The following is a 26,340-nucleotide window of genomic DNA, read 5'->3' as shown; positions in this document are numbered from 1 at the left end:
ATTTATGAAAAGACTAAGTGCAATATTTTTAATATTGTTTGGTATTTTTGCTTTTTCAGGGGATTTTTTAGTTTTTGATAATACTATAATTATTAATCATTCACCAATATTTTTAGTCCTTGATGATGGTTTTGGTGTTGGATATTCCTATGCTACAAATACTACATATTACATAGAACAAAAACTAGGTTTTTTGAAAGTAAAAAAACCAGCCAAAACAGAGAATATGAATTTTTCCCTTTTTGTTGGTACAAATTTTGGTATTTATTTATCTATAGGTTATGAAAATCTGAATTTTCCAACATCAAGCCAAGATTTGGAGTTTTTTGTTTCTGATCAATACAGTTTCTTTACATCGAATTCTGATTCCTTTGTTGCGGTTGGCCCTATATCTTTAAGTACTGAGAAGTTATTTTTAAAAAAAGGAAAAGATTTTGGATATTCACTTGATAGGTATTTTGTTAAGTACAAAGATTTTTCTGGATATATTCTTTTGTTAAATGGAAAGAACTTTTTAGGATATTTATATTCTTTAGATAATTCTTTACAGCAAGGAATATTAGCAGGTTTAGGAACTGATTTTGGCAGTTTTTATTTAAATGTTGGAGCAAGGAAATATTTTTCAGCGGGTGAGTTTAGGGGGTTTGGATACGGTTATATTTACTCATCAACTAATGATATATTTAATATAAATTATTTGTTTGGAGTAAAGTTTATAGTTCCTTTGAAAGGGGAATTTTTGGTCTGGGATGGAAAAATTGCTTTCAGATTTAATTGGTAATGTCAACACTCTTTCAGTATATATACACATACCATTTTGTAAAAAAAAGTGTTATTACTGTGACTTTGTAAGTTATGAAGAAGGAAGTGTAGAAAATTATATTAATGCTCTTTCAAAAGAAATTGAGCTCTATGGTGATTATTTAAAAAGGGGCATTAGGACACTTTATATTGGTGGTGGAACACCAAGTTATATTAATGAACATTATATAGAACAATTGGTAAAAAAGCTTGAAAAGTACTTGATTCTTGAAGAATTTACTATAGAGGTAAATCCTGATTCTTTTGATAGGCAAAAGGCACAGTTTTACAAAGAGATAGGTGTTAGTAGATTAAGTATAGGAATTCAGTCATTTGATGATGAAGTTTTAAAAAAAGCTGGGAGAAGTCATGATTCAGCCCAGGCGTTAAAAGCTTATAATGTTGCAAGGGAATATTTTGAAAATGTTAATGTAGATTTTATAATAGGTCTTCCTGGAGAAAGCTGGAGTAGTATTGAGGAAATTGTAAAGTTTATTCGAGAAAATCATCCACCACATATTTCTGTATACTTACTAGAAATTCATGAAGGTACGGTTCTTTCAAGTTTTTACAAAAAAATTCCAGAAGAATCTTATAACAGATATGAAGTGTTACTTGATTTTTTGAAATCTGAAGGGTATGAAAGATACGAAATTTCAAATTTTGCTTTAGATAAAAATTATAGTAAGCATAATTTGGTTTACTGGGCAAATTTAGATTATATAGGGTTGGGATTATCATCCGGAGGACACATAGGAAATCTTAGATATAATAATGTTTCAGATTTTGAAACGTATTATTCTAGGTTAAAACATGACAAATTCCCCAGAAGCTATGAAAATGAGAACACTTTGGAGCGTGAAGTATTAGAAAGTATTTTTATGATGCTGAGAACAAAATGGGGAATAGATAGAAAGCTGTTACCTATACTCCCAGGATTTGAAAAAGTGATTGAACTGTTAAAAGAAAAGTACGATTTTTTTGATGGTCAAAGGTTGAATGAAATGGGTATGGATTTTTCTTCAATTTTCTTTACAAATCTTCTTGAAATCTGGGAGGACTTTTATGAGATATAGTATAATGCTTTTAGTAACTGCAATATTTGTGTTATTTATAATTGCTTCAGTTGCTTTGTATAGTATAGATTTTGCAAGAGAATATTATTCTACTGGTAGTAACTCAAATTTTTTCTTTAAATATATAGTTTACATAAGTTTAAGTATGATTTTGGCGTTATTAATTATTTTCTTTTTACCTGAAAGGTTTATAGAAGATAAAAAATATGTCTGGTTTTTTTACATAATTGTTTTGGCAATGCTTGTTTTGCCTTTGTATGGTCCATTTTCAAGTTATAAGAATGGTGCAAGACGCTGGATAGAAGTTTCTGGTAATACATTTCAGCCGTCGGAGATAGCTAAAATATTTGCTATTTACTTTATAGCTCATTATATAAAAGATAAAGATAATAAAGAAAAACTTTCTTCTTTTTGGAATGGTTTGATGAAGCCACTACTTTTGATTTCTCCAATTTTGTTATTAATATTTGTTGAACCTGATTTAAGTACCACTTTTGTGATATTTTTGACAGCGGTTGTAATGCTTTATTTTGGAGGCACACGTTTTTCTCATGTATTATTTTTATTTGTATTGATTGGATTGCTGTTTATGTTTGGGATTCAATTTGGCCTAATACATAGCTATCAGATAGGAAGAATAAAAAATTATGTTTCAAACGAAATTCCATGGCAGCTCGAGAAAGCTTATGAAGCGATAGGAAATGGCGGAATCATTGGTTCCGGACCGGCGTTAGGTAAGTATTATATACATGTTCCACAGGCAGAGTCTGATTTCATTCTTGCAACAATTGGTGAAAGCTTCGGATATTTGGGAATAATAATTGTAATTTTATCTTATCTTGCGATAGTTACTTCTTTAATAAAAATTTCAGATGAGATCGATAATGAGTTTATTAGATACTTTATTTGGGGATTTTCAACACTTATGATGCTTCAAGTTGTAGTAAATACTGGCGTTGTTAGTGGATTGTTTCCAATTACGGGGATTCCTCTTCCTTTTGTAAGCTATGGTGGAAGTTCTATTTTGGCTTTTTCGATAGGATTTGGTATAATTTTTAGTGAAATTTTTATTGAACGTGGTCGATAATTATTTTGGGAGGTGATAATTTGAGAGTAAATGGTATAAACAATGTGTATAGTTCAGTCAATACTTTGCAAATTAGCTCAGGCAAAAATGCAGCAGCTAATGTAAAAGCACCTGTAATGACCAAGGATCAGATGGCTCAACTTTTAAGCTTTATGACTTATCAACAAAACAAAATGAATTTAAAATTAGTAAGGATCGCATCACAGTTGTACACAGGAAAAAATATTGATCAATTGGTATGAAAGCTAGTGGCTCAAAGCCACTAGCTTTTTTTTAAGAATATATTAACAAAGAGGGGGATATACTTGGATATACTGGAGAAAATTGTTAAAAATGTCTCAGTTGTTATTAAAGGAAAAGAAGAGAAGATAAAAATTATTGTTGCTGCGCTTTTTTCAGGGGGACATATATTGCTTGAGGATGTTCCCGGTGTTGGAAAAACAATGCTTGCAAGGGCACTATCAAAAACGTTTTCTTTGGATTTTAAAAGGGTTCAATTTACACCTGATCTTTTACCATCAGATGTGACAGGATTATATATTTTTGATAAAGAAAGTGGAGAGTTTGTTTTTAATAAAGGACCTATATTTACGAATGTCCTTCTAGCAGATGAGATTAACAGGGCAACTCCTAGAACTCAATCGGCGTTACTTGAAGCAATGGCTGAAAGTCAAGTAACTGTGGATGGTGTAACTCACAAGCTTTATGATGTTTTTTTTACGATAGCAACTCAAAACCCTATTGAATCAGAAGGGACCTTTCCACTTCCTGAAGCACAACTGGATAGATTTATGGTGAAATTATCATTGGGATATCCGGATGAAGTGGCTGAAAAAGAGATGCTTTATTCTCAGCTTTTTGAACATCCTATTGTTGAACTTGGCTCCGTAGTTTCAAAAGAGGAGTTTTTAAATCATCTTTCTAATGTAAAAAATGTTAAGGTTTCTGATGATATAATGAGATACATTGTTGATATAGTAAGTGTTACAAGAAAGCACAAGGATATTATGATAGGTTCAAGTCCAAGGGGTTCTATATTTTTGTTAAATATTTCAAGAGCATATGCATATTTACATGGAAGAGATTTTGTGTTACCTGATGATGTTAAATATCTTGCACCTTATGTATTGAATCACAGAATCATTTTAAGTGTTGAAGCTAGAATAAAGAAAGTTGATAAATACAAGGTGATTGAAGAAATTTTGGAAGAAGTAAAAGTGGTGAAGTAAATGCAAATTGAAAATATAAGGCTAGTATTTTTGACTGTTTTAGTTTTATTTTTGAATTTTTTCAGAATAAATGGTTTTACAATTTTCTTGGATGCTTTTGTTATCATTCAATGGGTTAATTATTCAAGGATTGTAAATATATTTAAGGATATTGATATTGAAGTGAAATTGGATAAAGATAGAGTTTTTATTGATGAAGATTTTAATTTAATTATATCTCTTTGTGGTGTGAAAATACCACTGAATTTATCTATTCCAGAGCTTGGAGAGGGAAAAGTACATTTAAAAGATGTTGTTGTCTTAAAGCATAGTTTTGCAAAGAGAGGAAAATTTAAAATTGAGAAATTTTTTCTAAAGTATGATGCAGTCTTTTTTAATATAATAAAGAAAGTTGAGAAGAAAGATATACAGATAACGGTTTTTCCTAATTATGAGGAAGTTTATTTTAAAAAAGAGAAGTTGCTTGATTTAGTTCCAAATGTCGTTTCGAGAATAAGACTTTTAGAAGATCCAACAAGTATTATAGGAGTAAGAAAGTATGAAAAAGATCCTATAAAGATGATAAATTGGAAGATTTCTGCAAAACTTGGGGATATTTATGTAAAACAAACAGAATATACTTCACAGGGTAGATTATTTCTGGGGTTATTTTTAAACCTCCACTCGCAGATTTTTTCTAAGACTGCATGGAGACCAATATTAAACAAATATGTAGAAGATGCAATACTTGCGGCAAATAGCATTGTAAAAGAAGTTTCCGCTAGAAATATTCCTGTTAAGTTGATAGCTGATACGTCTGAAGGAATAAAAAAGGAATTTTCAAGCGATTGGATAGACTATTATGAAGTTTTATCCACTTCATATGGTTCTTTAGAAGGCTTTAGTTTTGAAGTTTATAACGAAGTAGAGAGAGAAATAATTTTCAATGATACTCTTCTTATTATTACAATGTTTCTTAGTGAGAAAGATCTGGAGAAAATTATGCGTATTAGAGAAAGGGTTTCTAGAATAATAATACTTGTAATGCCTTATGGTTTTAGAAGGTATAATACCAAAAAATTTAAGAGTTATTTAGACATTCCACAAGATATCGAGGCAATAAAGAAAAACTGTGCAATTTTGAGGGAGAATGATATTCATGTGATCGTATATTTAGAAAATATGTTGCTTCAGGAGGGAATAGAACTTGTTAATTGATATATTAACGGTTTTTTTAGTTTCCTTTTCGTTTTGGAAGATTAACATACTTTTTGTAATACTGTTTATGCTACTTTTTTTATCTTTTTATAGATTTAAATGGTTGTATTTTTTAGTGATTGTTTTGAGTATTATTTGGTTTAAAAATCCTTTCCCTGTCTTTTTAATTTATTTATATGAAAAAGTGAGAGCCAAAGAATATTTTTTGATTGTCTTTTTATCAGTTGTAACCTTTTTTTACAGTATAAAAGTTGCAATAATTTCGTCGGTAATAGTCTTGCTTTATGTTTTTAGAAAAAGATTCTATATTTTACTTTTTTTAATTCCACTCATTTTTATACCAAGCATTTTTTCGCCTATAAAAAGTGTTGGAATAGTAGAATATGAGATTACCCAAAATCCGCAAGTAGATATGATGCAATCGTCTAAAGTCCAGGAAAATTCAACTGAGCCAGTCAAAAAAGAGGAAGTAAAAAAACAGGTTATTACTGATGTGACAGTTTCTGAGGATTCTAACCTTGAAAAGAGCAAGATTTTTGGCTTGTTTTTTGTGTCCTTGGCCGGTCTAATAATTTTGTATGTATTTTTGAGATTGAAAAAGGATTTTTCTTTTAAGATTTTAGCTATTGGATTTTTAACATTTTTATACGCCTTTTTAATATACTTTGTTTTAGTTCCATACATAGTAAAAACTGACAATAGTTATTTACAAGCTTTTGGAGCTTCAAATGTTGCGGTAGAAAAGCTTAAGCCTGGCGAGTATGAAAAAAACATGCAAGCAACTAAGACTGAAATTACTATTGAAGAAAAGCCGTTGATTAAACCAATTTATATTTTGAGATTTATTAACATAATATCAGTAATTGTATTTGCAATTTCACTGTACATTCTCTTTATGTTTTTAACTGCTCCCAAAAAACAAGTAGAAGTCATAAAGGAAAAAGAAAATATTTGGAAGTCGGAAGATACTTTTGAAGATTTAATAGATATAAAAAATGGTAGAGACTTTATAAGGCGAGCTTATGTGTACTTAAGAGCAAAAATCTTTAAAGAATTTTTCTATTTGACTCCATATGAATTGATGAATGTTATAAATGACAAAAATTTGGAATATTTTACGGAATTATTTGTAAAAAGCCAATATAAACTTGAAAATGTAACTTTCAATTTAGAAGCTGCAAAGCAGAAACTTAAGGAATTAATTGAAAAATACACAGTCCCCTCTCAAGTTTAGAGGGGACTGTGTATTGTTATATTATTTCATTGAGCATGTTATTTAGGAATTCAAATGCACTTTGCCAGAATTCTTCTTTTGTTATATCAATTCCTATCTTGTTAAGTAGCCTTTCTGGGCTGTCTTTCCCGCCTGACTCAAGTAGTTCAATATATTTTGGAACAAATTTTTTACCCATTTCAAGGTATTTCTGATAAAGTCCTATTACGAGACAATTAGCATAGTTGTATGCGTAGACATAAAATGGTGTGTGGAAAATATGTGGAATGGATGACCATTCATATGTATATTCTTCAGGTATTTTAACACTATCTGCAAACATTATTTTTAATTCATTTTCATATAGTTTTGAGAGTTCTTCAAAACTTGCCATTCCATTTTTTTCTATTAGTTCATGAGCTTGTATTTCAAATCTTGCAAACATGTTTTGTCTGAACATTGTAGCAAATGTATCTTCAAGTGTGGAAGCAATAAAGTATTTCTTTTCATCTCCCTCAAGTTCATTTTTTATCTTATCAAAAACTAGAAATTCACCAAAAACAGATGCAAGTTCTGCCATAGTAAGAGGTGTATGATAATTTATGAAACTTTGTTTTTGGGATAAAGTTCCATGGAGTCCATGACCTAACTCGTGAGCTAATGTCATAACATCGTTAATATTACCATTAAAATTTAAAAGAACAAAAGGTTTGATTTGAGTCGTATAATATGAACAAAATGCTCCGCCAACTTTTCCAGGAACGATTTCAGAGTGGATTCTATTTTCTTTAAAGAAACTTTCAACTATATTGCCCGCCTTTTCATCAAAACTGTAGTATGCGTCTAAAACTATTTCTTTTGCTTCATCGAATGTGTACTTTTTTTCTGAGCTACTGAATGGTGCGTAAATGTCAGCGAGTGTTAACTCTTCATTCATTTCTTGAGCTTTCCACTTGTAGTATTTGTGGACTATTTTTGTGTTTTCTGTGGTTATCTCAATGAGTTTTTCGACACTTTCATCTGATACAGCATTTTCTAAGTTTCTCATAGAAATTGGTTTTGGATAATTTCTTAATCTTGCTTCTGTGTCATAGTCTTTTACTACTATATTGTAAGTTTCACCTATGGTTATTTCATCGGCTTTGTACCTTTCAAAGAAGAGTTTCATAGCTTTTTTTCTTAAATTTCCATCCGGGGATCTTCTTAAAGCTCTTACTTGACTTCCAGACAACTCTTTTTCCTCACCATCAATTTCAATTTTGAATTTATATGATGAAGTCAATTTTTCATATAAATTTGAAAGTGCATCTCTTCTTGAAATGCTTGTGGCAGCAAGAATTCTTTCTGCATCTTTTGACAGAATATGTTTTTTTTCAAGTTTTATTTTTTCTAAAGCGTATGAGTATTCAGGAATTTCTTTTGAGAGTATATCCAGCTTTTCTTCCGAAAGTTGTGCAAAAGCAGATTGTAGTGGAGAAAGTATTTCAGAAATTTTTGAACCATATTGTTCGGAAATTCCATATAGTTGTTGCGCAATTTTATCCGTTGTATTTTCAGAAAATAGAAGACTTGAATATTGTATCGGTTTTAAACCATCTTCCATTAATTGTTCAAATTCTTTGAAATAATTTCTTACCTGTTCAGTTGAAATATTTTCATTGATTAATTTTTCATATTTTTCAACAAAATTTGTTGCTCTTTTAAAAATATCTTCTAGATCTTTTTTTATTTTTTCAATATCTGGTATTTCGTAAAAAACTGTTAAATCCCACTTCATGTTAAATTCCTCCTTTGTAGATAATCTTGTTACTTTTATTCTAACATGTTTCAAAAAAAATCGTCAAATTTTCAATAAAAAATGTTAAAATATTATAGTAAATGGTTGTGGGGGGGATTGCTATTAAGAACAGGAAGATTTTATCAATTGTCTCAATTATAGGAGCAGTAGCGTTTTTAATTTTATCTAAGCGATTTGTTTTTACAACTATATGGTTTTACGATATAACTTTTTTGTTGCTGCTTTATTTTACTAATTTGATTGATTTGAAACTTAATAGGGCAAGTTTCATGTTTGAGATGCTAGTTATAATTCCTTCTCTGCTTTTTATTTCTCCAGAAACAATTGCATTATTAACTCCTATTTTTTACTTGATTTTTCAAAAAGAGCATCGTTTAACAAGATTATCAATGCGATTGTTAATGTATTCTTTCGGAACTTATTTATTTTACAGTGTATCGCACGATTATTTAAGAATTCCGTTTTTTGCCTTAGGAGTAATAATAACTAATTTTGTGTACTTGTTTTTTTACTTTTTTAAAGATATTAAATTATATTTAACTGCAATATTTAATAGTTATGTTATGATATCTCTTGGTGCATTGTTAGTAGCTAATGTTTATTTATATTCTGAAATAAAATTGTCTAATTTGATATTGTTTTTTTTAACATATTCTTTATATCTAATTTTTGTTATACTATATGCAGATAGTTTTAATATGAGTATTCTTGAAAAGATTGAGAGAGAAAAACTCAAAAAAGAAAATGATAACTTTTTGTTATTGCTAGATCTTGCTTTTAAAGAAAAATCTTTGAATTTTGATGGACAATTAAATAAAATTTTGGAAGTTATTTGTGAAATATCAGGTTTTGAAACAGCTTTGCTTAGTATTATGGATTATGAAAAGAATAAAGTAATAAGAATAGCTGGCTATGGGCTTGAGGAAGATGTAATCACGGCATTGAAAAATCAGCGGGTAAATATTGAGAATGTTCTCCCTTTATTTTCTAAGAGATTTGAGGTTGAAGGGGTTTACTTTATTCCGTATGGTTCAATTTCTTTAGATACAGAAGGTGTGTATGTTTTTGATGACTATTACACAGATTTTAATTATGAAAATTCGTGGAATCCAAATGATTTATTACTTGTTCCTCTAATTGATGAAAATTCAAGGATAGTTGGATACATTAGTTTTGATAAACCAATATCTGGTAGAAGGCCTGTTTCTAATGAATTGAAATTATTAAAGTTTTTATCATGGTTTGTAGTTCAATTTTTAAGAAAAACTCCATATGCAAAATACCTAATTTCAAAGAGTCAAGTAAATATGACTACATATCCTGAATTCGTAAGGCTTTGTGATAGTATATTGAACGAAAATGAAGAGGCATCAGTTGCATTTTTAGATATCGATGATTTTGATAAGATTAATATTAAAAAAGGCCCAGAATTTGCAGAACATATATCAAATTTTATATCAGAATATTTTAAAGATATGAAAAATGTTTATTTGTATAAATTGAATGGCGAAAATTTTGTATTTTTCATGCCTAATACGAATAAACTAAGAGCATTAACAATTTTTGGGAAGTTTGGGGAATCATTAAAGGATAAGTTTGAAGATGTTTCGACAAGTATAGGAGTAATTTATAAGGAACCTGGACAAAATAAATCTTTTTTTGAACTTCTTAAAGAAGCAAAAGAAGCTTTATTGGTTGCAAAAAAATCTGGTGGCGGGAGGACTATGATTAAATGAAACGATTTGCTATTGAATTTGCATACGATGGAACAAAGTTTTTTGGGTATCAAGGCCAACCTAATGTAAGGACAGTTCAGGGCGATTTAGAAGATGCGTTGGAAAGAATTTTTAAAGAGAGAATATATACTCAAGCAGCTGGAAGAACAGATGCAGGTGTTCATGCAAATGGTCAGGTTGCAGCTTTTAACTGTCCAATTGAAAGATTAACCGAAAAAGATATAAAAAATGCCTTGAATGCAAATTTGCCTGATGATATTTATGTAAAAAAGGCTTGGATAGTAGATAAGAACTTTAATCCAAGATTTGCGGCGACTAAGAGAATTTATCATTATTTCATTAGCACTAGTGAAAAAGACGTTTTCATGAGAAATTATGTTTGGAATTTTAGATATGATTTAGATGTTGAAGCAATGAGAAAGGCCGCAAGTTTTTTAGAAGGCGAGCATGATTTTTCTTCATTTAAAAAAGGCAAAGATGAAAAAAATCCGGTTAGAACAATTTACAGGATAAGGATTTTGACTTTGAAAAAAGGTTTAATACTAATTAGAGTAGAAGGTAGATCTTTTTTGAGAAGTATGGTAAGAAATATAGTCGGAAGTCTTGTTAGGGTGGGATTAGGTCAATGGAAACCAGAAAAAATTTTAGAAGTCTTAGAGAAACGCTCAAGGCAAGAAGCGGCTGGTACCGCGCCACCACATGGATTGTACTTATACAAAGTGTTGTTCTAATGGGGTTAACTATTGAGGCAAGTGGTGTTGTCTTTTATATGGGGGATAAAATAACGAAAGAAGCAAGTGAAATTATTTCATCATGGATGAAACAACCTGTTTTAACATTATTATACGAAGGGCCAAAAGAATATAAACTTGAATTAGAAGAGTATTTTCACAGAAAAGGATATCTTTTAGGAGATGGTGAGAAGGTTTATATTTTTATATCAAAAGGTGAAAAAATTGCTTGGAGAGTAATTTACAAGGATATGGATATTGATAATTTTAAAAGTCCTTCTTTAGATTTAACTTTACTGTATCAAACTTTGGATAATTTATTTGAAGAAAAAACTTTACCAGATAAATCTATTGCTTTTGATCCAATTACAAATCAGAGTTATATAGTTGAAAAACAAATATATCCTTTTGTAATAAGGCATAAAAAAGGAAGTTATAAAGTAGAGATTGAAGGGAAAGTTTATGCTTTTTCAGAAGGGTTTCATACAGTTGAAGGACAAGAGATTTATGTTGGAAAAGATCTAAAAATTGAAAAGAAAGATAATTTACTTGTAGGCGTTTTTGGAATATTTGGAGACTATTATTATGACGGGAAACAAGTTATCGGTGAATCGTTTAATATAGATTTTCCCGAAATTCCCCTTTATGTAGATAAAGATATAGTTATTTCGAGAAACTTTTGGTATGAAAATGGCACTTTAAATCAAAATAAGATTCCAGTATTAGATGTTCTTAACGGTTTTGTATTGTATTCTGATGGAAGTATAAGTGATATTCATAAGCTTTGGCGATATGAATTTGATAGTGTACCTTTTGATTGGTATTATAAAGATGGGATTGTTTCTTTTGCTTTTTTAAATGGAAATGTTGTACTGTTTGATCTAACAAAAAGGAGAAAGTTATTTGAAGGGAAATATAAAAAGGTTCTTGGAGTAGGATTTTTGAAAGATGCTTTGTACATAAGAACAATGGATAAAATTATGAAACTTGATACAAAAACTGGACGCATACTTGAAAGTTATAATGAAAATAGGGACTTTATTTTAATAAATGACAGTATAAAATTTGTGGATGGAATAGTTCTAAGACCACGGTATAAAAATGTTTGGTTTGATGGAATAGATTATTATTTTGAAGATTTAAAGATTAGTGGATTTAGAGAAGTAATAGTTGGAAGTAACTATTACTATATAGTATTAGAAAATGGGACATGGAGGATAAGAAAATGAAGAAGGAACGTTTGGACGTTTTACTCGTTGAAAGAGGATTGATAGAATCTAGAGAAAAAGCCAAGAGAATTATAATGAGCGGTAATGTTTTTGTTAACGAACAATTGGTAGATAAACCAGGAAAACTTGTTGATGTTGAGTCAAAAATAAGGATAAAAGAAACTGAAAAGTATGTTAGTAGAGGTGGTTATAAAATAGAAGGAGCATGGGAATCGTTTAAATTCAAAATTGAAGGAAGAGTGGCTTGTGACATAGGTGCTTCCACGGGAGGATTTACAGATTTTTTATTACAACATGGAGCTAAAAAGGTGTATTGCGTTGATGTCGGATATAATCAACTTCATTGGAAATTAAGAAGTGATGATAGAGTTGTCGTTATGGAGAAAACTAATGCAAGAAATTTAAAGCTGCCCGAAAAGGTAGATTTGGTGGTTTGTGATGTTTCATTTATTTCTTTGAAAAAAATTTTTCCAACAATAAAAGAAATATTAAAAGAGAATGGAGAGGCAGTAGTTCTTGTAAAGCCACAATTTGAAGCAGGGAAAGAAAAAGTTGGAAAAGGTGGAATTGTTAGGGACAAGAGCGTACACAAAGAAGTTTTATATGATATTATTAATAGTGCAAAAGAAATTGGTTTGTCACCAATAAATATTAATTTTTCAAAGATAACAGGGGCTGATGGCAATATAGAGTATTTTTTGCATTTGTTGAATATAAAGAAAGAAGTAATTCTGGGAATAGATGAAGTAATTGATAAAGCATGGGAGGAGTTGAAATGAGGAAAATAGGGGCTTTTCTTCTAATATATTTCTCGATATTTGCATTTTCAAACATCTTAAATTTTGTCCCGTACGATTTTGATATTTTTATACATTTTAATAATGAAAGAGGAAGTATAGGAAAGATAAAAAATGTTCCGTTTTTAAATTTTATTGTTTCCGATAATGGACTTGCCTTTGAAAATTATCTTTTAAGTTATCTAGAAAATGTAGATTATGAAAGCGGCCTAAAGAAAGAGATCTTTTTAGATGCGCTTTCATCGAATATTTTGTTTTTGTCAAAAGGCGGGGAAATAAGAATAGATGAAAACGTTTCGTTTGATTTGAACTATTACATTGACATTATACGCAACCTTTCAAAAGATTCTGCTTTGGTTTTTGAAACTGAGAATGCAACGGATTTAGCATATTATCTTGGAGCATTGTTAGACGAAAAAATAAATTTAAATGGTAATATATTCAATATAGGTGACTCTTTGTTTGTTTCTAAATTTAAAAATTATTTAATTGTTACTGGGAGTAAAAGTGTTTTAGATTATCTAATATCTACATATATGACAGATGAATTAAAATTTACAAAAAAATATCCTGATATTTTGAAAAGAGTACCGTCAGACTATTGGTTTTTAGGTTATTCAAAATCAAATGCAATTAAAATTACATTTCCGGTTGAGACAATTAAAACTGATATAAAAACCGAATATTTGTTGTTTTATGGTAGAATTGATGAGAGTGTCTTAAAGATTACTGTAAATCAAAAGTCAAATAAATTTTTTGAAAAAAGTTATGTGATAGACGATTTAATGGAGAATATTCCAGTCTTGGGTAATTATTTTGGTGGAATAAGCGTGGATGATTCCAAAGAAGCTATTGACTTTATTAAACCATGGATATTTACCTTTGAAAGTACTAGTGTTACAAAAATATATGAAATTACAAATACAATATTGAATAATTCAACGTCTACATTTTATGTAGTAGGAGATGTTGATGATGCTACAAATGTTTCCTTAGCGTTTCTTTTTAAATTGTCGGATGGAAGAACTAGTATAAAAAAAATATTGGAAAAATATAGTGCAAAATATGATAAAATAAAAGATGAGTGGTTAATGAATATTGCTGATGATGTAGATATTTACTTTTTTGAGTACGGTGGTTTTTTTGTTATAAGTAATTTGGATAAGAGCATTTATGAAAGAAAAGCTAGGGTTAAGAGGTTAATGGATATACCAGCTTATAATTTTCTTGATAGAAAAAAGAATTATGATGTTAAAATATTTTTAGATGTTGGAGATTTAATATATAAATTTTTAGGAATGGATATTGATTCAAAAGTGATTTTTTGGCAAGAAAAAGATGGGTATTTTGTTAATTATTATTTAGATATAATGTAGGAGGTGACATATATGTCGTATGAGGAATATTTAAGTGTTTTTATTGATGAAGGTCGTGAGTACGTTCAACAACTGAACGACGCTCTATTAGACTTAGAAAAAAATCCAGAAGATATGGAATATATAAACGTAGCCTTTAGAGCCTTGCATACTTTGAAAGGGATGGCAGGGACAATGGGATTTGAAAATATGGCCAAATTGTGTCATAGAATGGAAAATTACCTGGATGCTGTTAGATCTGGGAAGGTCTCTATTGATTCGGACAAGTTGGACTACCTGTTTAACGGATTGGATTTAATTGAGAAAATGCTTGAAAAAATAGCATCTGAAGGAAGTGAAGAGATAGATGAGGACGTTTCTGGACTAGTTGAGATCTTTGAGAAGCTTGCACAGGGTGAAATTGTTGGAAAGAAGCAATCTAAATCTACAGTAACTGTTGAAAATCCCCAGGATAATAATGATTCTGAAAAAAGTGAGCCTAAAGAGGAGGCAGAGGAAGAGGCAGACTACATGTATGAAGAAGATGAGGCGCTTTTACATGTTGTAAATGAAGCAAGAAAAAAAGGATATGACGTTATTTATACAAAGGTTATTTTAGCTGAAAATGTACAATTGAAATCTGCAAGAATGTATATGGTGTTTCACGGAATTGAAGAGTTAGGTGGAGAAATAATAAAAAGTGTGCCAAGCGTAGAAGATATTGAAAACGAAAAATTTGATAGAGAAGTAGAACTTTACGTTATTGCAAAGGTAGAGCCTTTAAAACTGCAAGAGAAACTTTCTGCAATTTCAGAAGTTGAGAAGGTTATAGTAAAGAAAGTAGAAATAAAGCATAAAAGCGAAGTTAAAGAGAAGGCAAAAGAAGAAAAGAAAGCAGAAAAGCATGAAGAGAAAAAGAAAAATATTAAAATAACGCAAACAGTCAGAGTTGATATTGAAAAATTAGATACATTAATGAATTTAATGGGAGAGCTTGTTATTGCAAGAAGTAGAATAATAGATATTTTGAAAAAGTACAATATAAAAGAAGTTGATGAATCTTTAGCTCAGCTTAGTAGGATAACACTTGACTTGCAAAATATTGTTATGAAGGTTAGAATGGTTCCAATTTCCTATGTATTTAATAGATTCCCTAGAATGGTTCGTGACATTTCAAAGAATTTAGGAAAGGAAATAAACTTTGTTATGAAAGGTGAAGACACGGAACTTGATAGAACCTTTGTTGAAGAAATAGGAGATCCACTAGTTCATTTAATTAGAAATGCTTTAGATCATGGGATTGAAACAAAAGAAGAAAGAATTGCAAAGGGGAAATCACCTGTTGGTACATTGATTCTGTCCGCACGCCATGAAGGGAATAATGTAGTAATAGAAGTTGAAGATGATGGTAGAGGACTTGATAGGGAGAAAATATTAAAGAAAGCAATTGAAAAAGGGTTAGTTGATGAAGTAAAGGCTTCAAGTTTACCTGATGAAAAAGTTTACGAATTTTTATTCATGCCTGGTTTTTCTACCAAAGAGCAAGTAAGTGAGCTTTCTGGTAGAGGAGTTGGAATGGATGTTGTTAAGAATACGGTAGAATCATTAAATGGAACTGTTCACATAGAGTCTAAAAAAGGTGTAGGAACAAAAGTGATAATAAAATTACCGTTGACACTTGCTATAATTCAGGCACTGCTTGTGAAAGTTGATAAATATATTTATGCAATTCCAATTTCAGTTATAGACAGCACATTAATTGTTTTACCTGAGGAAATCCAAATGGTTCAAAATAAGGAAGTAATAGTCAAAAGAGGGGAAGTAATTCCAATTATTAAACTTTGGGATGTTTTGGGAATAAAACACAACGAAGAACTTGATGAATTAAACGTAGTTGTAGTTAAAGTTGCAAATAGAAAATATGGGATTGCTGTTGATACATTAATTGGACAGGAAGATATTGTGATTAAATCTCTAGGAAAATTATTTGCTGATGTTAAAGAATTTAGTGGTGGTGCAACATTAGGTGATGGTAGTATTGCCTTGATTATTGATACGCTAAATTTAGTGGAGTGAGGTGAAAGGCATGAATGTTGAAACCGAATTTGAAGTTTTAAGTTTTAATATTTGTAATCAAGAAATGAGTTTTGATGTTGATTACGTAGAAATTGTTATAGATAAAGATGAAATTACGCCCGTTCCAAAATCAAAAGAAGTTATTGAGGGAGTTATAAATTTAAGGGGAAGAATTATTCCTGTTATCAATTTAAGAAAGATACTTGGTGGAATTTGTTCAAATATGGATGAAAATAACTTTAAAAAGATCATAATCACAAAGATAAGAGATATTGAAATGGGCTTTCTAGTAGAAAATGTAAAAGGAGTACTTAGAACATCAAATTCAGAAATTGATAGGGCCTTTAGAGATGTTGATACTTATGGAAAGAAAGCAAAAGGATTAATAAAAAAAGGTGAAAGACTTGTAGTATACTTAGATATTGAAGAGATATTAAATGAAATAATTGGTGTAGAGGAGGTATAGAAAAATGGGAAAAAGAATTTTGATTGTTGATGATGCAGCTTTCATGAGAATGATGTTAAAGGATATTGTAACGAAAGCAGGTCATGAAGTAGTTGGAGAAGCTGCAAACGGAAAAGAAGCTGTTGAAAAATACAAAGAATTAAAACCTGACATTGTTACAATGGATATTACAATGCCTGAAATGAATGGTATCGATGCTATTAAAGAGATAAAAAAGATAGATCCAAATGCTACTATTATTGTTTGTAGCGCTATGGGACAACAAGCAATGGTTATTGAAGCAATTCAAGCAGGAGCCAAGGATTTTATAGTAAAGCCATTCCAGCCTGCAAGAGTTATTGAAGCGATTCAAAAAGTTTCTGGTTAGGGGGCGAACGTTATTTCTTCTTTGGTTGGGTTTGCAATATCAATGCTGATTTTCGTAGCTGTAATGTTAGGTACTTATTTGGTTATAAAGAATAGGGTCCCCCGAAATGTAGGGGGACATTTTATCTCTGTTATTGAAAGAAAATTTATTTCTAGAAATAGTTATATAGTTGTAGTAAGAATAGTTGAAGAATATTATGTAATTTTGGTGACTGAAAATGGTGGTACTGTGTTAAAAAAGCTTGATTCAATTGAAAGTGGAGAGTTTGAAAATTCAAATTTCAAACTTGAATTTTTCAAAAATATAGTAAAAAAAGGTGACAAAAAGTGAAGCGGCTGTTTGTTTTACTATTTCTTGTAATTGTTTTTGTTTCCTTTGCACAAGATGAAGTTCCACTTCCAAATATTAGTATACAACTGAGCCCACCTCAGCAACCGAGGGATTTAGTTAATACATTAGAAATTCTTTTACTTTTAACCGTATTATCTCTTGCACCTAGTATTTTAATATTATTTACATCGTTTACAAGGATTATAATAGTATTTTCTTTTTTGAGAAATGCTTTAGGAACCAGACAAACGCCTCCGAATCAGATTTTAATAGGTCTTGCATTATTTTTAACATTTTTTATAATGCAGCCAGTTTGGAATGATATTTATAACAATGCAATCACTCCCTATTTGAATTCAGAAATTGGTTACCAAGAGCTGTTTTCTAGAAGTATGGGTAGACTGAGAACATTCATGATAACTGAATTGAAAATTCATCATAACGAAGATAATGTTTTTATGTTAGCTGATAATGTTGGCAAGGAAATAAATTCTGTAGAGGAGGCACCTAATTCTGTTCTTATTCCGGCCTTTGTTATTGGAGAGCTTGAAATAGGTTTTAAAATGGGTATTTTATTGTATATACCCTTTATTGTAATGGACATGGTCGTTGCTAGTATTTTGCTTTCTCTTGGTATGATTATGATCCCTCCAGTATTGGTTTCATTGCCATTTAAAATTCTCTTGTTTGTTCTTGTAAACGGATGGGATATGTTAATTGGTAGTTTGATTAAAAGCTTTGGAGGCGGTTAAGAATGACTATAGAAGTATTTTTAGATGTATTTGGGCTTGGAATAAAGACCTTATTAACGGTAATTTTACCACCTCTATTAATAAGTTTAATTGTTGGATTATTAATTAGTATATTTCAAGCAGCTACGCAAATAAATGAGCAAACTCTTACGTTTGCCCCAAGAATTATTGTTTTATTTTTAACGTTACTTTTTTTAGGAGGATGGATGATTCAACAGGTAATTGATCTTGCAAGGGAAATTATAACGAAATATTTTTCGATGATTTAGGATTGTAAATGTGTTTCTACAATTGATTTTATTTCAGCAAAAACACTGTCTATACTTTTTGTTCCATCTATAATAAAGAAATTATCTCTCAGTTCTGATAATTTTAAGTACGTACTTCTCACTTTTTCAAGAAATATTTGCCCTTCCTTTTCAAGTCTATCTAGATTTTTCTCTTTAAGTCTTTCCATTGCAATTTTTGTTGGAATATCTATATAGAAAACTATATCTGGATAAATGTTGTCTGTTGCAAAATCATTTAATGTGGATACAGTTTCTACTCCAATGTCTCTTGCCCCACCTTGGTATGCAATGCTTGAATCAGAGAATCTATCTGCCAAAACAAAAAAACCTCTTTCAAGATGGGGTTTTATAACTTCTTCTACTAATTGCGCTCTTGATGCGAGGAATAATAATAACTCGCTTCTTTTATTTATATTTAAATCATTATCAAGTAGAATGTTTCTAATTTTTTCACCCAGGATAGTTCCTCCAGGTTCTCTAATATTTAGTACTTTTTTCCCTTTTGATTTTAAGTATCGAGAAAGAAGATTAAGTTGAGTGCTTTTTCCAGATCCATCAATTCCTTCAAAAGCAATAAACAATTAATTTCCCTCCTGTCAAAAAAGCCCCCTTTTCGGGGGCTATTGTTTACATTTCTTCACTTTCATCTACATCTTCAATTTCAAATATTTCCTCATTATCTTCTTTTTGGTTATTTTCTTCAGTCTCTTCACTGCCGTAGGAAAGTCCTTCTCTTCCTTCAAGATATGCATCTGCGATTTTTGAAGTGATGAGTTGGATTGCCCTAATTGCATCATCATTTCCTGGAATTATATAATCAATTTCATCAGGGTCACAGTTAGTATCTACGATAGCAACGGTTGGAATTTTTAAAAGATTTGCTTCGTAAACTGCGTTTCTTTCTTTTCTTGGGTCAACAATATAAATAACGTCTGGAAGACTTGTCATATTTTTTAAACCACCAAGGTTTTTTCTGAGTTTTTCGAGAATTCTTCTTAATCTACTTTGTTCTTTTTTTGGTAAATGATCAAATTCTCCATTTGCTTCCATTTCTTCAAGTTCAATTAATTTGTCAATTCTTTTACGAATTGTTTCGAAATTTGTTAAGAGTCCACCGAGCCATCTGTGGTTTACATAAAATGCACCGCATCTTTCTGCCTCTTGTTTAATAACTTGTTGAGCTTGTTTTTTTGTCCCGACAAAGAGGATTGTTCCTCCTTCACCTGCTTTATCTCTTACAAAGTTATATGCTTCATCAAGAAGTTTGGAAGTTTTTTGAAGATCGATTATGTAAATACCTTTTCTAGCACCAAATATGTACTCTTTCATTTTTGGATTCCATCTTTGAGTTCTGTGACCAAAGTGAACACCTGCTTCTAAAAGTTGTTTCATTGTAAGTACTGCCACAATATACACCTCCTGATTTGGTTAAACCCTCCCCTTCCTTCAACTCCATTGCCGACCCTAAAAGGGCACCGAGGCAGGGATCCAGAAGGGTGAGTTATTATTTTCCGATTGCTTGTTTTGCGATATTTACGTATTCTTTAAATGACTCTGGGTCATTTACAGCAAGTTCAGATAACATTTTCCTATTAATTGCTACTCCAGCTAATTTTAACCCGTGAATTAATTCATTATATTTTAATCCTTCATTTCTAGCAGCAATATTTATTCTGGTAATCCATAGTTTTCTAAAGTCTCTTTTCTTTAATTTTCTACCAACATATGCATGTTTTTTCGCTTTGATATATGCTTGTTTTGCAAGCCTATATCTTCTACTTAAAGCTCCATGGTATCCTTTAACTGCCTTTAGTATTTTTCTTCTTTTTTTCTTAGCGTTTACTGCATTTTTTACACGCATGATTTATCCTCCCTTCAAGTCGTTTTATTTTATTTTTTACCAAGCATTCTAAGTACTCTGTCTTTGTCGCAAGCTTTTACTTCTGTTTCGACTTTAAGTCTTCTAAGTGTTGATCTTCTCTTTTTACCTGTCTTGTGCCATGCATATGCTTTTCTTCTAATAATTTTTCCATTTTTAGTAACTCTAAATCTCTTTGCGGCTGACTTATGCGTTTTCATCTTTTGTTTAGCCATATTTTCCCTCCTCAACTTTTTGGTTTTAACATCATCCACATGTCTCTTCCTTCAAGTTTTGGTGCTTTTTCAACACTAGCTACATCTTGCAAATCTTTAATAATTCTATCTAAAATTTCTTTTCCTTTATCAGCAAAAGCCATTTCTCTACCTCTAAACATTATTACAACCCTTACTTTGTTTCCCGCTTCAAGGAATCTTTTGATATGCTTTAACTTTGTTTGGTAATCATGTTCGTCTATTTTTATACGAAATTTCATTTGTTTTACTTCAATAATTTTTTGATTTTTCTTTGCCTTTTTCTCCCTTTTTGCTAGTTCGTATTTGTACTTTCCATAGTCCATAATTTTAGCAACCGGCGGTTTAGCATTTGGGGCAACCAAAATCAAATCTAATTTTTGAGAATATGCAAGCTCCAAAGCTTTTTGCGTTGGCATAACCCCTAGTTGTTTTCCTTCTTGATTTACCACCCTTACCTCTGGCGCTGTAATTTCTTCGTTTTTAATTATCTTATCGATAATTCATCCCTCCTAACATAAAAAATATCGGCGTGCAAAACGCCCGCCGATACATTAATCATCTTATTAATGTTAATCTAAAACCTCATTTACTGCTTTATAACCCCTTCGCTTTCGCTTGGGGTGGGAAGCGGGCGCTTCCTCTTTACTATATCCTGGTGGGCCGTGTGGGACTCGAACCCACAGCCCCCTGATTAAGAGTCAGGTGCTCTACCTGTTGAGCTAACGGCCCAAATTTCATGGTGCCCCAGGGAGGAATCGAACCTCCATTTGCGGATTAGGAATCCGCCGTTCTATCCGTTGAACTACTGGGGCTTTCTTTGGCAGCCCCACGGGGAATCGAACCCCGACCTTCGGACTGAGAATCCGATGGACTAGCCGTTATCCTATGGGGCCATACATCCGTTAATATAATACCATAAAAGTTTTATTTGTCAATATTTTTAGTAAAAAGTCTTGATTTATATTATTTCATGTACTTGGAGTGTATTTGTTGTTCCAGGTCTTCCCCATGGAATTCCTGCGGTTATAATTACTTTGTCGCCTTTGCTAGCAAGATTTGTTTCTTTTGCTTTTCTCATTACTTCTATAATCATTTCGTCTGTTGAAAGTGTTTGGTTAATCATAACAGGGATTACGCCCCATACTAGACTTAATCTATAATAGGTTGAAAGGTTTGGAGTAGCAGCCATTATAGGAACTGAAGGTCTTAAGCGAGCAATATTTATTGCAGTTTTTCCTGTGCTAGTTGCAGTGATGATTAACTTTGCATTTATATCTCTTGAGAGGTTATATACAGCATGTGAAATAGCATCTTCTATATTTTCTGATATATAGTAATTTCTTATCCATTCTAGCTCAATTGAATCGTAGTCTAAAAGAAATTTTTCAGTATTTTTCGATACTTCATCCATTACAGCTACTGCTCTAAGTGGGTATTTTCCTATCGAGGTTTCTGCCGAAAGCATAATAGCATCTGTCCCATCTAGTATAGCATTTGCTATGTCAGATACTTCTGCCCTTGTTGGAGTCATATTGTTGATCATTGATTCGAGCATTTGAGTAGCAGTTATAACAGGTTTTGACATTCTATTTGCTGTTTCTATTATTCTTTTTTGAGCGATTGGAACTTGAGATAGTGGAATTTCTACACCAAGATCACCTCTTGCTACCATAACACCATCAGCAATTGAGATTATTTCTTCAAGATTGTCCAACGCTTGAGCCGTTTCAATTTTTGCAATTACTGGAATGCCATTGCTTAATGACTTTGCGTATTTTACGTCTGAAGCTTTTCTTACAAATGACAAAGCAATGTAGTCAAGATCTTCTTCTATGGCAAGGTCAATAAATTTTTTATCTTTATCTGTGACAGCAGAAATTGAAAGGTCAACGCCGGGAAGGTTAACACCTCTATGGTGCGTTATTTTGCCACCTCTTATAACTTTAGTGTATACTAAATTATCTTCAACTTTTTCAACAGTTAGTTCTATTGCACCGTCATTTAATAAAATTCTGTCACCACTTTTTACTTCAAGTGAAAATCTTTTGTAATTTACAGATAATATACTTTCGTCACCTAATAAATCTTCTGTTGTTATTTTTAATTGAGAACCTTCTTTTAGTGTTATGTATTCTTCTTTGAGTTTTCCTGTTCTAATTTTTGGGCCAGAAAGGTCAATAAGGATAGAAAATGGTGTGTTTAATTTTTCTCTGATTTTTTTTAGCCTTCTAATTCTTTCTCTGTGAATTTCAATGGTGTCGTGAGATGAGTTCAATCTAAAAACATTTACACCAGAATTTACAAGTTTTTCCAGCATTTCTTCAGATTCTGTTGCCGGTCCTATAGTGGTTACTATTCTTGTTTTCCTCATAATATTCTCCCCTTTCAAAAAAGATTTTGAAAATTGAATAGATGATAAGCGTTAAAAATAAAGTTATCAGTTCGCGGTAAATGTTTACAAATAGAGGTGCTCTTATGTGACAAAATGTGTTAAATGTTGATAAAAATGCAATACTTGCAAATATCTCAGAAAGCTTTTTGTAAAAGTCACTCTTTAAATACGGAATTAAAAATGCAAGAGGATAAAATAACAATTCTTTTGTTCTTGGCCTTATGATGAATAAATCTTCGATAAACTCACGTATATTTCTTTCAAAGTCTGTAACAAATCCAAAATTACCGCTTCTAATTATATAATATATTCCAAAAATGGTAAATAGAGGTATTAAAAACTTAAGATGTGATTTTATCTTTTTGTTTTCTTTTATTATTAACTGTATTAGTAATATTGATGGTAATAACACCAGTGAAAGTTTTACTCCCCAGTATGTTTTTATATTGTTCAAATGTTCAAAATCATACAATGATAGATTTGTTAAAATACCTAAAGTGAAATAAGAAAAGAATTTTAAAATATTGTCTTTTATTTTAAAAAATATTACTACTGTTCCTAATATGCTAACTAATGAAATAAAAATTTCGTAAGAAAAATATAAAGTTGGTAATAGAAAAATTGCGTAAGGAAAAAGATATAAAACGAATAATGTTAAAATTGTTGAAAAAAAGTATTTGAATTCAATATTTGGTATATAAGGTGAAGCGTCAGAAATTTTAAAGTAGTTTTTGAATTTTTTTGCTACGGATTCAGTCATAGGTGTTTTTGGAAGAACTATTAAGTCAATACTTCTTTCGACAACTGCTCTCCAAAGTCTTTTAAATAAAGTTTTTTCATTGTATTTTGAAAGTTCCTCTGGTTTTATATAATGAACTGTTATTACCATATCTTTTGAAAGATTTTTGGCAAATTCCTTTGAAATAGTTTCAGAAATATTAAATTCTAGGATTCCAATTTTTTTTCCGTTTAAGTTTATACCTTCCAGATTAATGTTGGTAGCATCTTTAGGAATAATATACACGGCTTCTTTATTTTTAATATTTTTCCCATCAAAAAATTCAATCTTGCTTGAATTTTCAAAAACAATGTCAACTTTCATATTTTTTAAATCATTGTTAGTTCTTAATAATGCTCCAATTAAAGCAATGATTAAAAATATCGAAAGAAAAATAACCTTACTTTTCAATGTTGATAATATATCTTTTATCTTCATAGATCCTCCTTTCGATATTAGGATTTACCCAAGATATAATATATGGAGATTTTATTAATACCCCTCCAATATTAATCCATCTTTTTTCATCAAGAAAGGTTAGAGTCGAGTCTAATGTTTTATAATTATAAATACTAACATGTTTTAACTTATAATTGTCAAAGGTATCTTTTGACATTACGATCAGTAAATTTTTGCCTTTTTTAAGCTTTACTACCCCGTTATTAATTGGATTGTTGTTTAGAAGTATTATATTTTTTGTTTTATTAAGGTCATTTGATAAAACTTTAATGGAGTAATAATCATCAAAAAGTTTTTTGATTGATACGTTAATTGTCGGAGAAGTTGTATCTTTCGAAGTTATTGTTGTAATAGTTGATGTTAATGGAGTAATTTCGTAAAAGTTTCTGTTTCCTATGTAGTTTATTTTTCCAAATTTTGTTTCTTTCCCAAATTCCACATCGATTTTTTGAAAGTTAATTTTCGATTTTGGAATGTCTAAAAAAGTTGTTTTGGAAGATTCATATCCTAGTTCATCCATGCATTTGACAAATATTTTATATGTCCCGCTTGTAAGAGTACCACTTTTTTTTGAATCTTTTCCATTTACATACACTTTAGTATAGACAGCACTTTTGTCATGTATTTTGACATTGTAATATCCGATGTTTGGGAATGAGAATGTAGTTATTTCTATCTTAGGTGTATCAGGGGTAATATCATATGTACCAAGGTAGTAATCTAAATTTGTAATTTCGAAATTGTTTTTGAAAATCTTTAAATATGATATTAATTTATCTCTAGAAGTTAATTCTTTTACAATTATTTTATCATCATATATCTCAACTGGAAAACGGTCGATTACAACCTTTTCAATGTCGTTATTTGTATACAATTCAACCATTTTGTCAAAAACATCTTTAGAGACTTCTATGGTTCCATTTTGTCCGATTGTTTGTCCATCTTCAAGAACTAACAAGTCATTAGGAATGTCTACATTTCCAGTTTCTATAGAAGGGGATTTAAAATACGTTATAATTTTACCTTTAAAAGGCTGAGCTTCACCCGAAAATTTGTATACTTTTTGGCTGATAATTAGTGAATTATCAAAAGTATTAAAGTATATAGTAATAGAAAATAATGTACTAAAGAAATAGAAAATAATGATGGAAACTATTCTTTTCAAACTATTCACCCTTTTCGAGATTTTTTAATACATTTTTTAAGTCTCTTGAAAGCGGAGCAGAGGCTGCTATATGCTTATTTTTAAAGTAAAATTCCATGGAGTGACAATGTAAAAAATATCTTTTTAAGCCATATTCTCTTTTAAATTCACGATTGAGCTTTTTATCACCATAGACGTCATCTCCTATTATTGGATGATTTATCAGACTTAAATGTTTCCTTATTTGATGTTTTCTTCCTGTTTTAATATTTACATTTAAAAGAGAAAACTCTCCCAAATGTGTTTTATATACTTTTTGTGTTTTAAATGTAGTTAAAGCTTGTTTGTTTTCAAGAGGTATATCAATTTTTCCTTCTTTTGATAATTTACCTTTGCAAAGAGCGATATATTCTTTTTTTATGTTACGGCTGGCAATTATATCTCCTAATTCTCTTGCACTTTGGGTGTTTTTTGCAATTATTAATATACCGGATGTATGTTTATCTAATCTATGGACAAGGTGTGGTGTGAAATTTTTTTCTTGACCATAGTACATTAATCCTTCGATTAATGTTGCGATATGTGTTCCTTTGCCAGGATGTATTGGAATACCTGCTGGTTTATTTATTATTAGAATATCATTATCTTCATATACAATATCAAGGTCCATTTTTATTGGAACCACTTTGTTGTTGATTTCCCTATTGTATTTTGATATATCCTCTTCAATAGTAATTTCATCACCTATTTCTATCTTGTATGAAGGATTTTTTACTTTTTTTCCGTTTACTTTTATTTTTCCGGTTCTGATTAATTTATAGATTGCACTCAAAGGTAAATTTAAAAGTTTTTTTCTTAAAAATTTGTCTAATCTTGAGTAGTAATTTTCTTCGGTTACTATCATGACTTCACCTCACAAAGT

General features: G+C 30.5%; 28 protein-coding genes and 3 tRNA genes. 18 read left to right on the top strand and 13 right to left on the bottom strand.

The annotated features are described in order from the left end of the window. Nucleotides 1–4: 4 nt before the first annotated feature. The 7 genes from HNP65_RS03520 to HNP65_RS03490 all read left to right on the top strand — a co-directional run bounded on the left by HNP65_RS03520 (nucleotide 5) and on the right by HNP65_RS03490 (nucleotide 6,624). Nucleotides 5–781 carry a hypothetical protein gene (locus HNP65_RS03520; protein ID WP_184618938.1) on the top strand — a complete coding sequence of 259 codons (777 nt, stop codon included), beginning with the start codon at nucleotides 5–7 and terminating at the stop codon, nucleotides 779–781. Continuing rightward, on the top strand, nucleotides 750–1,877 hold the full coding sequence (hemW, locus tag HNP65_RS03515) for a radical SAM family heme chaperone HemW (protein WP_184618937.1): 1,128 nt from the start codon (nucleotides 750–752) through the stop codon (nucleotides 1,875–1,877). Before HNP65_RS03520 ends, hemW begins: the two co-directional genes overlap by 32 nt. Then, entirely contained in the window at nucleotides 1,867–2,964 is a 1,098-nt protein-coding gene (locus HNP65_RS03510) for an FtsW/RodA/SpoVE family cell cycle protein (RefSeq protein ID WP_184618936.1), read from the top strand. Before hemW ends, HNP65_RS03510 begins: the two co-directional genes overlap by 11 nt. Nucleotides 2,965–2,984: 20 nt before the next feature. Then, complete coding sequence (locus HNP65_RS03505) at nucleotides 2,985–3,206, top strand: hypothetical protein (RefSeq protein ID WP_184618935.1); 222 nt, start codon at nucleotides 2,985–2,987, stop codon at nucleotides 3,204–3,206. 69 nt (nucleotides 3,207–3,275) lie between these two features. Beyond that, entirely contained in the window at nucleotides 3,276–4,193 is a 918-nt protein-coding gene (locus HNP65_RS03500; RefSeq protein ID WP_184619023.1) for an AAA family ATPase, read from the top strand. Continuing rightward, the gene (locus HNP65_RS03495; RefSeq protein WP_184618934.1) at nucleotides 4,194–5,390 is read left to right on the top strand and encodes a DUF58 domain-containing protein; all 1,197 of its coding nucleotides are present in this window, start codon (nucleotides 4,194–4,196) and stop codon (nucleotides 5,388–5,390) included. After that, entirely contained in the window at nucleotides 5,380–6,624 is a 1,245-nt protein-coding gene (locus HNP65_RS03490; RefSeq protein WP_184618933.1) for a hypothetical protein, read from the top strand. Before HNP65_RS03495 ends, HNP65_RS03490 begins: the two co-directional genes overlap by 11 nt. A 16-nt stretch (nucleotides 6,625–6,640) precedes the next feature. On the opposite strand, the gene HNP65_RS03485 is transcribed toward HNP65_RS03490, so the two are convergent. Next, nucleotides 6,641–8,380: a M3 family oligoendopeptidase gene (locus HNP65_RS03485; protein WP_184618932.1), complete on the bottom strand. Its 1,740-nt coding sequence runs from the start codon at nucleotides 8,378–8,380 to the stop codon at nucleotides 6,641–6,643. A gap of 290 nt (nucleotides 8,381–8,670) precedes the next feature. On the opposite strand from HNP65_RS03485, the gene HNP65_RS03480 reads away from it, so the two are divergent. The 11 genes from HNP65_RS03480 to fliQ are packed head-to-tail and all read left to right on the top strand — an operon-like array spanning nucleotide 8,671 to nucleotide 18,509. Continuing rightward, entirely contained in the window at nucleotides 8,671–10,137 is a 1,467-nt protein-coding gene (locus HNP65_RS03480; protein ID WP_246348164.1) for a GGDEF domain-containing protein, read from the top strand. Then, complete coding sequence (gene truA, locus HNP65_RS03475) at nucleotides 10,134–10,868, top strand: tRNA pseudouridine(38-40) synthase TruA (protein WP_184618930.1); 735 nt, start codon at nucleotides 10,134–10,136, stop codon at nucleotides 10,866–10,868. Before HNP65_RS03480 ends, truA begins: the two co-directional genes overlap by 4 nt. Next, on the top strand, nucleotides 10,763–12,097 hold the full coding sequence (locus HNP65_RS03470; RefSeq protein ID WP_246348163.1) for a hypothetical protein: 1,335 nt from the start codon (nucleotides 10,763–10,765) through the stop codon (nucleotides 12,095–12,097). The genes truA and HNP65_RS03470 overlap by 106 nt, the downstream gene beginning before the upstream one ends. Then, nucleotides 12,094–12,876 (top strand): TlyA family RNA methyltransferase, encoded by a 783-nt coding sequence (locus HNP65_RS03465; protein WP_184618929.1) that lies wholly within the window; start codon nucleotides 12,094–12,096, stop codon nucleotides 12,874–12,876. Before HNP65_RS03470 ends, HNP65_RS03465 begins: the two co-directional genes overlap by 4 nt. Then, nucleotides 12,873–14,270, top strand: a complete 1,398-nt coding sequence (locus HNP65_RS03460; RefSeq protein ID WP_184618928.1) for a hypothetical protein — start codon at nucleotides 12,873–12,875, stop codon at nucleotides 14,268–14,270. The genes HNP65_RS03465 and HNP65_RS03460 overlap by 4 nt, the downstream gene beginning before the upstream one ends. 12 nt (nucleotides 14,271–14,282) lie before the next feature. Beyond that, the gene (locus tag HNP65_RS03455; RefSeq protein ID WP_184618927.1) at nucleotides 14,283–16,325 is read left to right on the top strand and encodes a chemotaxis protein CheA; all 2,043 of its coding nucleotides are present in this window, start codon (nucleotides 14,283–14,285) and stop codon (nucleotides 16,323–16,325) included. A gap of 10 nt (nucleotides 16,326–16,335) precedes the next feature. Beyond that, entirely contained in the window at nucleotides 16,336–16,791 is a 456-nt protein-coding gene (locus tag HNP65_RS03450) for a chemotaxis protein CheW (protein ID WP_184618926.1), read from the top strand. 4 nt (nucleotides 16,792–16,795) lie between these two features. Continuing rightward, the gene (cheY, locus tag HNP65_RS03445; RefSeq protein WP_004101411.1) at nucleotides 16,796–17,158 is read left to right on the top strand and encodes a chemotaxis protein CheY; all 363 of its coding nucleotides are present in this window, start codon (nucleotides 16,796–16,798) and stop codon (nucleotides 17,156–17,158) included. A gap of 21 nt (nucleotides 17,159–17,179) precedes the next feature. Next, nucleotides 17,180–17,488, top strand: coding sequence for a flagellar biosynthetic protein FliO (locus HNP65_RS03440; protein ID WP_246348162.1), 309 nt, complete (start codon nucleotides 17,180–17,182; stop codon nucleotides 17,486–17,488). After that, the gene (gene fliP, locus HNP65_RS03435; RefSeq protein WP_184618925.1) at nucleotides 17,485–18,240 is read left to right on the top strand and encodes a flagellar type III secretion system pore protein FliP; all 756 of its coding nucleotides are present in this window, start codon (nucleotides 17,485–17,487) and stop codon (nucleotides 18,238–18,240) included. The genes HNP65_RS03440 and fliP overlap by 4 nt, the downstream gene beginning before the upstream one ends. Before the next feature lie 2 nt (nucleotides 18,241–18,242). Further along, entirely contained in the window at nucleotides 18,243–18,509 is a 267-nt protein-coding gene (gene fliQ / locus HNP65_RS03430) for a flagellar biosynthesis protein FliQ (protein WP_004101414.1), read from the top strand. On the opposite strand, the gene tmk is transcribed toward fliQ, so the two are convergent. From tmk to HNP65_RS03370, 12 genes are all read right to left on the bottom strand, one after another. Continuing rightward, nucleotides 18,506–19,111, bottom strand: coding sequence for a dTMP kinase (gene tmk / locus HNP65_RS03425; protein ID WP_184618924.1), 606 nt, complete (start codon nucleotides 19,109–19,111; stop codon nucleotides 18,506–18,508). The two genes, fliQ and tmk, sit on opposite strands and share 4 nt — an antisense overlap. A gap of 46 nt (nucleotides 19,112–19,157) precedes the next feature. After that, nucleotides 19,158–19,937 carry a 30S ribosomal protein S2 gene (gene rpsB / locus HNP65_RS03420; RefSeq protein WP_184618923.1) on the bottom strand — a complete coding sequence of 260 codons (780 nt, stop codon included), beginning with the start codon at nucleotides 19,935–19,937 and terminating at the stop codon, nucleotides 19,158–19,160. A gap of 97 nt (nucleotides 19,938–20,034) precedes the next feature. Continuing rightward, the gene (gene rplT, locus HNP65_RS03415) at nucleotides 20,035–20,391 is read right to left on the bottom strand and encodes a 50S ribosomal protein L20 (protein WP_004101417.1); all 357 of its coding nucleotides are present in this window, start codon (nucleotides 20,389–20,391) and stop codon (nucleotides 20,035–20,037) included. A gap of 29 nt (nucleotides 20,392–20,420) precedes the next feature. Next, the gene (gene rpmI / locus HNP65_RS03410) at nucleotides 20,421–20,624 is read right to left on the bottom strand and encodes a 50S ribosomal protein L35 (protein WP_004101418.1); all 204 of its coding nucleotides are present in this window, start codon (nucleotides 20,622–20,624) and stop codon (nucleotides 20,421–20,423) included. An 11-nt stretch (nucleotides 20,625–20,635) separates the two neighbouring features. Further along, nucleotides 20,636–21,130, bottom strand: coding sequence for a translation initiation factor IF-3 (infC, locus tag HNP65_RS03405; RefSeq protein ID WP_041427210.1), 495 nt, complete (start codon nucleotides 21,128–21,130; stop codon nucleotides 20,636–20,638). A gap of 168 nt (nucleotides 21,131–21,298) precedes the next feature. Further along, a tRNA-Lys gene (locus HNP65_RS03400) sits at nucleotides 21,299–21,374 on the bottom strand. 8 nt (nucleotides 21,375–21,382) lie between these two features. Next, nucleotides 21,383–21,457, bottom strand: a tRNA-Arg gene (locus HNP65_RS03395). 6 nt (nucleotides 21,458–21,463) lie between these two features. Continuing rightward, nucleotides 21,464–21,538 (bottom strand) — tRNA-Glu (locus HNP65_RS03390). Nucleotides 21,539–21,603: 65 nt separating this feature from the next. After that, on the bottom strand, nucleotides 21,604–23,016 hold the full coding sequence (gene pyk / locus HNP65_RS03385; RefSeq protein WP_184618922.1) for a pyruvate kinase: 1,413 nt from the start codon (nucleotides 23,014–23,016) through the stop codon (nucleotides 21,604–21,606). After that, complete coding sequence (locus tag HNP65_RS03380; RefSeq protein WP_184618921.1) at nucleotides 22,967–24,253, bottom strand: DUF5693 family protein; 1,287 nt, start codon at nucleotides 24,251–24,253, stop codon at nucleotides 22,967–22,969. Before HNP65_RS03380 ends, pyk begins: the two co-directional genes overlap by 50 nt. Beyond that, the gene (locus tag HNP65_RS03375; protein WP_343043457.1) at nucleotides 24,216–25,448 is read right to left on the bottom strand and encodes a hypothetical protein; all 1,233 of its coding nucleotides are present in this window, start codon (nucleotides 25,446–25,448) and stop codon (nucleotides 24,216–24,218) included. Before HNP65_RS03375 ends, HNP65_RS03380 begins: the two co-directional genes overlap by 38 nt. Further along, nucleotides 25,441–26,322, bottom strand: a complete 882-nt coding sequence (locus tag HNP65_RS03370) for an RluA family pseudouridine synthase (RefSeq protein WP_184618919.1) — start codon at nucleotides 26,320–26,322, stop codon at nucleotides 25,441–25,443. The genes HNP65_RS03375 and HNP65_RS03370 overlap by 8 nt, the downstream gene beginning before the upstream one ends. Nucleotides 26,323–26,340 lie beyond the last annotated feature (18 nt).

This window comes from Thermosipho japonicus (assembly GCF_014201655.1).
GTDB classification, from domain to species: Bacteria; Thermotogota; Thermotogae; order Thermotogales; family Fervidobacteriaceae; genus Thermosipho; species Thermosipho japonicus.
The sequence above is the reverse complement of the archived record's forward strand: the minus strand, read 5'-3'. Positions and strand labels throughout refer to the sequence as shown.

Bases quoted from the DNA above. Each gene is read 5' to 3' on its own strand.
- HNP65_RS03520 (WP_184618938.1), top strand. From the start codon at position 5: ATGAAAAGACTAAGTGCAATATTTTTAATATTGTTTGGTATTTTTGCT.
- hemW (WP_184618937.1), top strand. From the start codon at position 750: ATGGAAAAATTGCTTTCAGATTTAATTGGTAATGTCAACACTCTTTCA.
- HNP65_RS03510 (WP_184618936.1), top strand. From the start codon at position 1,867: ATGAGATATAGTATAATGCTTTTAGTAACTGCAATATTTGTGTTATTT.
- HNP65_RS03495 (WP_184618934.1), top strand. From the start codon at position 4,194: ATGCAAATTGAAAATATAAGGCTAGTATTTTTGACTGTTTTAGTTTTA.
- HNP65_RS03485 (WP_184618932.1), bottom strand. From the start codon at position 8,380: ATGAAGTGGGATTTAACAGTTTTTTACGAAATACCAGATATTGAAAAA.
- HNP65_RS03480 (WP_246348164.1), top strand. From the start codon at position 8,671: ATGTTTGAGATGCTAGTTATAATTCCTTCTCTGCTTTTTATTTCTCCA.
- truA (WP_184618930.1), top strand. From the start codon at position 10,134: ATGAAACGATTTGCTATTGAATTTGCATACGATGGAACAAAGTTTTTT.
- HNP65_RS03470 (WP_246348163.1), top strand. From the start codon at position 10,763: ATGGAAACCAGAAAAAATTTTAGAAGTCTTAGAGAAACGCTCAAGGCA.
- HNP65_RS03465 (WP_184618929.1), top strand. From the start codon at position 12,094: ATGAAGAAGGAACGTTTGGACGTTTTACTCGTTGAAAGAGGATTGATA.
- HNP65_RS03460 (WP_184618928.1), top strand. From the start codon at position 12,873: ATGAGGAAAATAGGGGCTTTTCTTCTAATATATTTCTCGATATTTGCA.
- HNP65_RS03455 (WP_184618927.1), top strand. From the start codon at position 14,283: ATGTCGTATGAGGAATATTTAAGTGTTTTTATTGATGAAGGTCGTGAG.
- HNP65_RS03450 (WP_184618926.1), top strand. From the start codon at position 16,336: ATGAATGTTGAAACCGAATTTGAAGTTTTAAGTTTTAATATTTGTAAT.
- cheY (WP_004101411.1), top strand. From the start codon at position 16,796: ATGGGAAAAAGAATTTTGATTGTTGATGATGCAGCTTTCATGAGAATG.
- fliQ (WP_004101414.1), top strand. From the start codon at position 18,243: ATGACTATAGAAGTATTTTTAGATGTATTTGGGCTTGGAATAAAGACC.
- rplT (WP_004101417.1), bottom strand. From the start codon at position 20,391: ATGCGTGTAAAAAATGCAGTAAACGCTAAGAAAAAAAGAAGAAAAATA.
- rpmI (WP_004101418.1), bottom strand. From the start codon at position 20,624: ATGGCTAAACAAAAGATGAAAACGCATAAGTCAGCCGCAAAGAGATTT.
- pyk (WP_184618922.1), bottom strand. From the start codon at position 23,016: ATGAGGAAAACAAGAATAGTAACCACTATAGGACCGGCAACAGAATCT.
- HNP65_RS03380 (WP_184618921.1), bottom strand. From the start codon at position 24,253: ATGAAGATAAAAGATATATTATCAACATTGAAAAGTAAGGTTATTTTT.
- HNP65_RS03370 (WP_184618919.1), bottom strand. From the start codon at position 26,322: ATGATAGTAACCGAAGAAAATTACTACTCAAGATTAGACAAATTTTTA.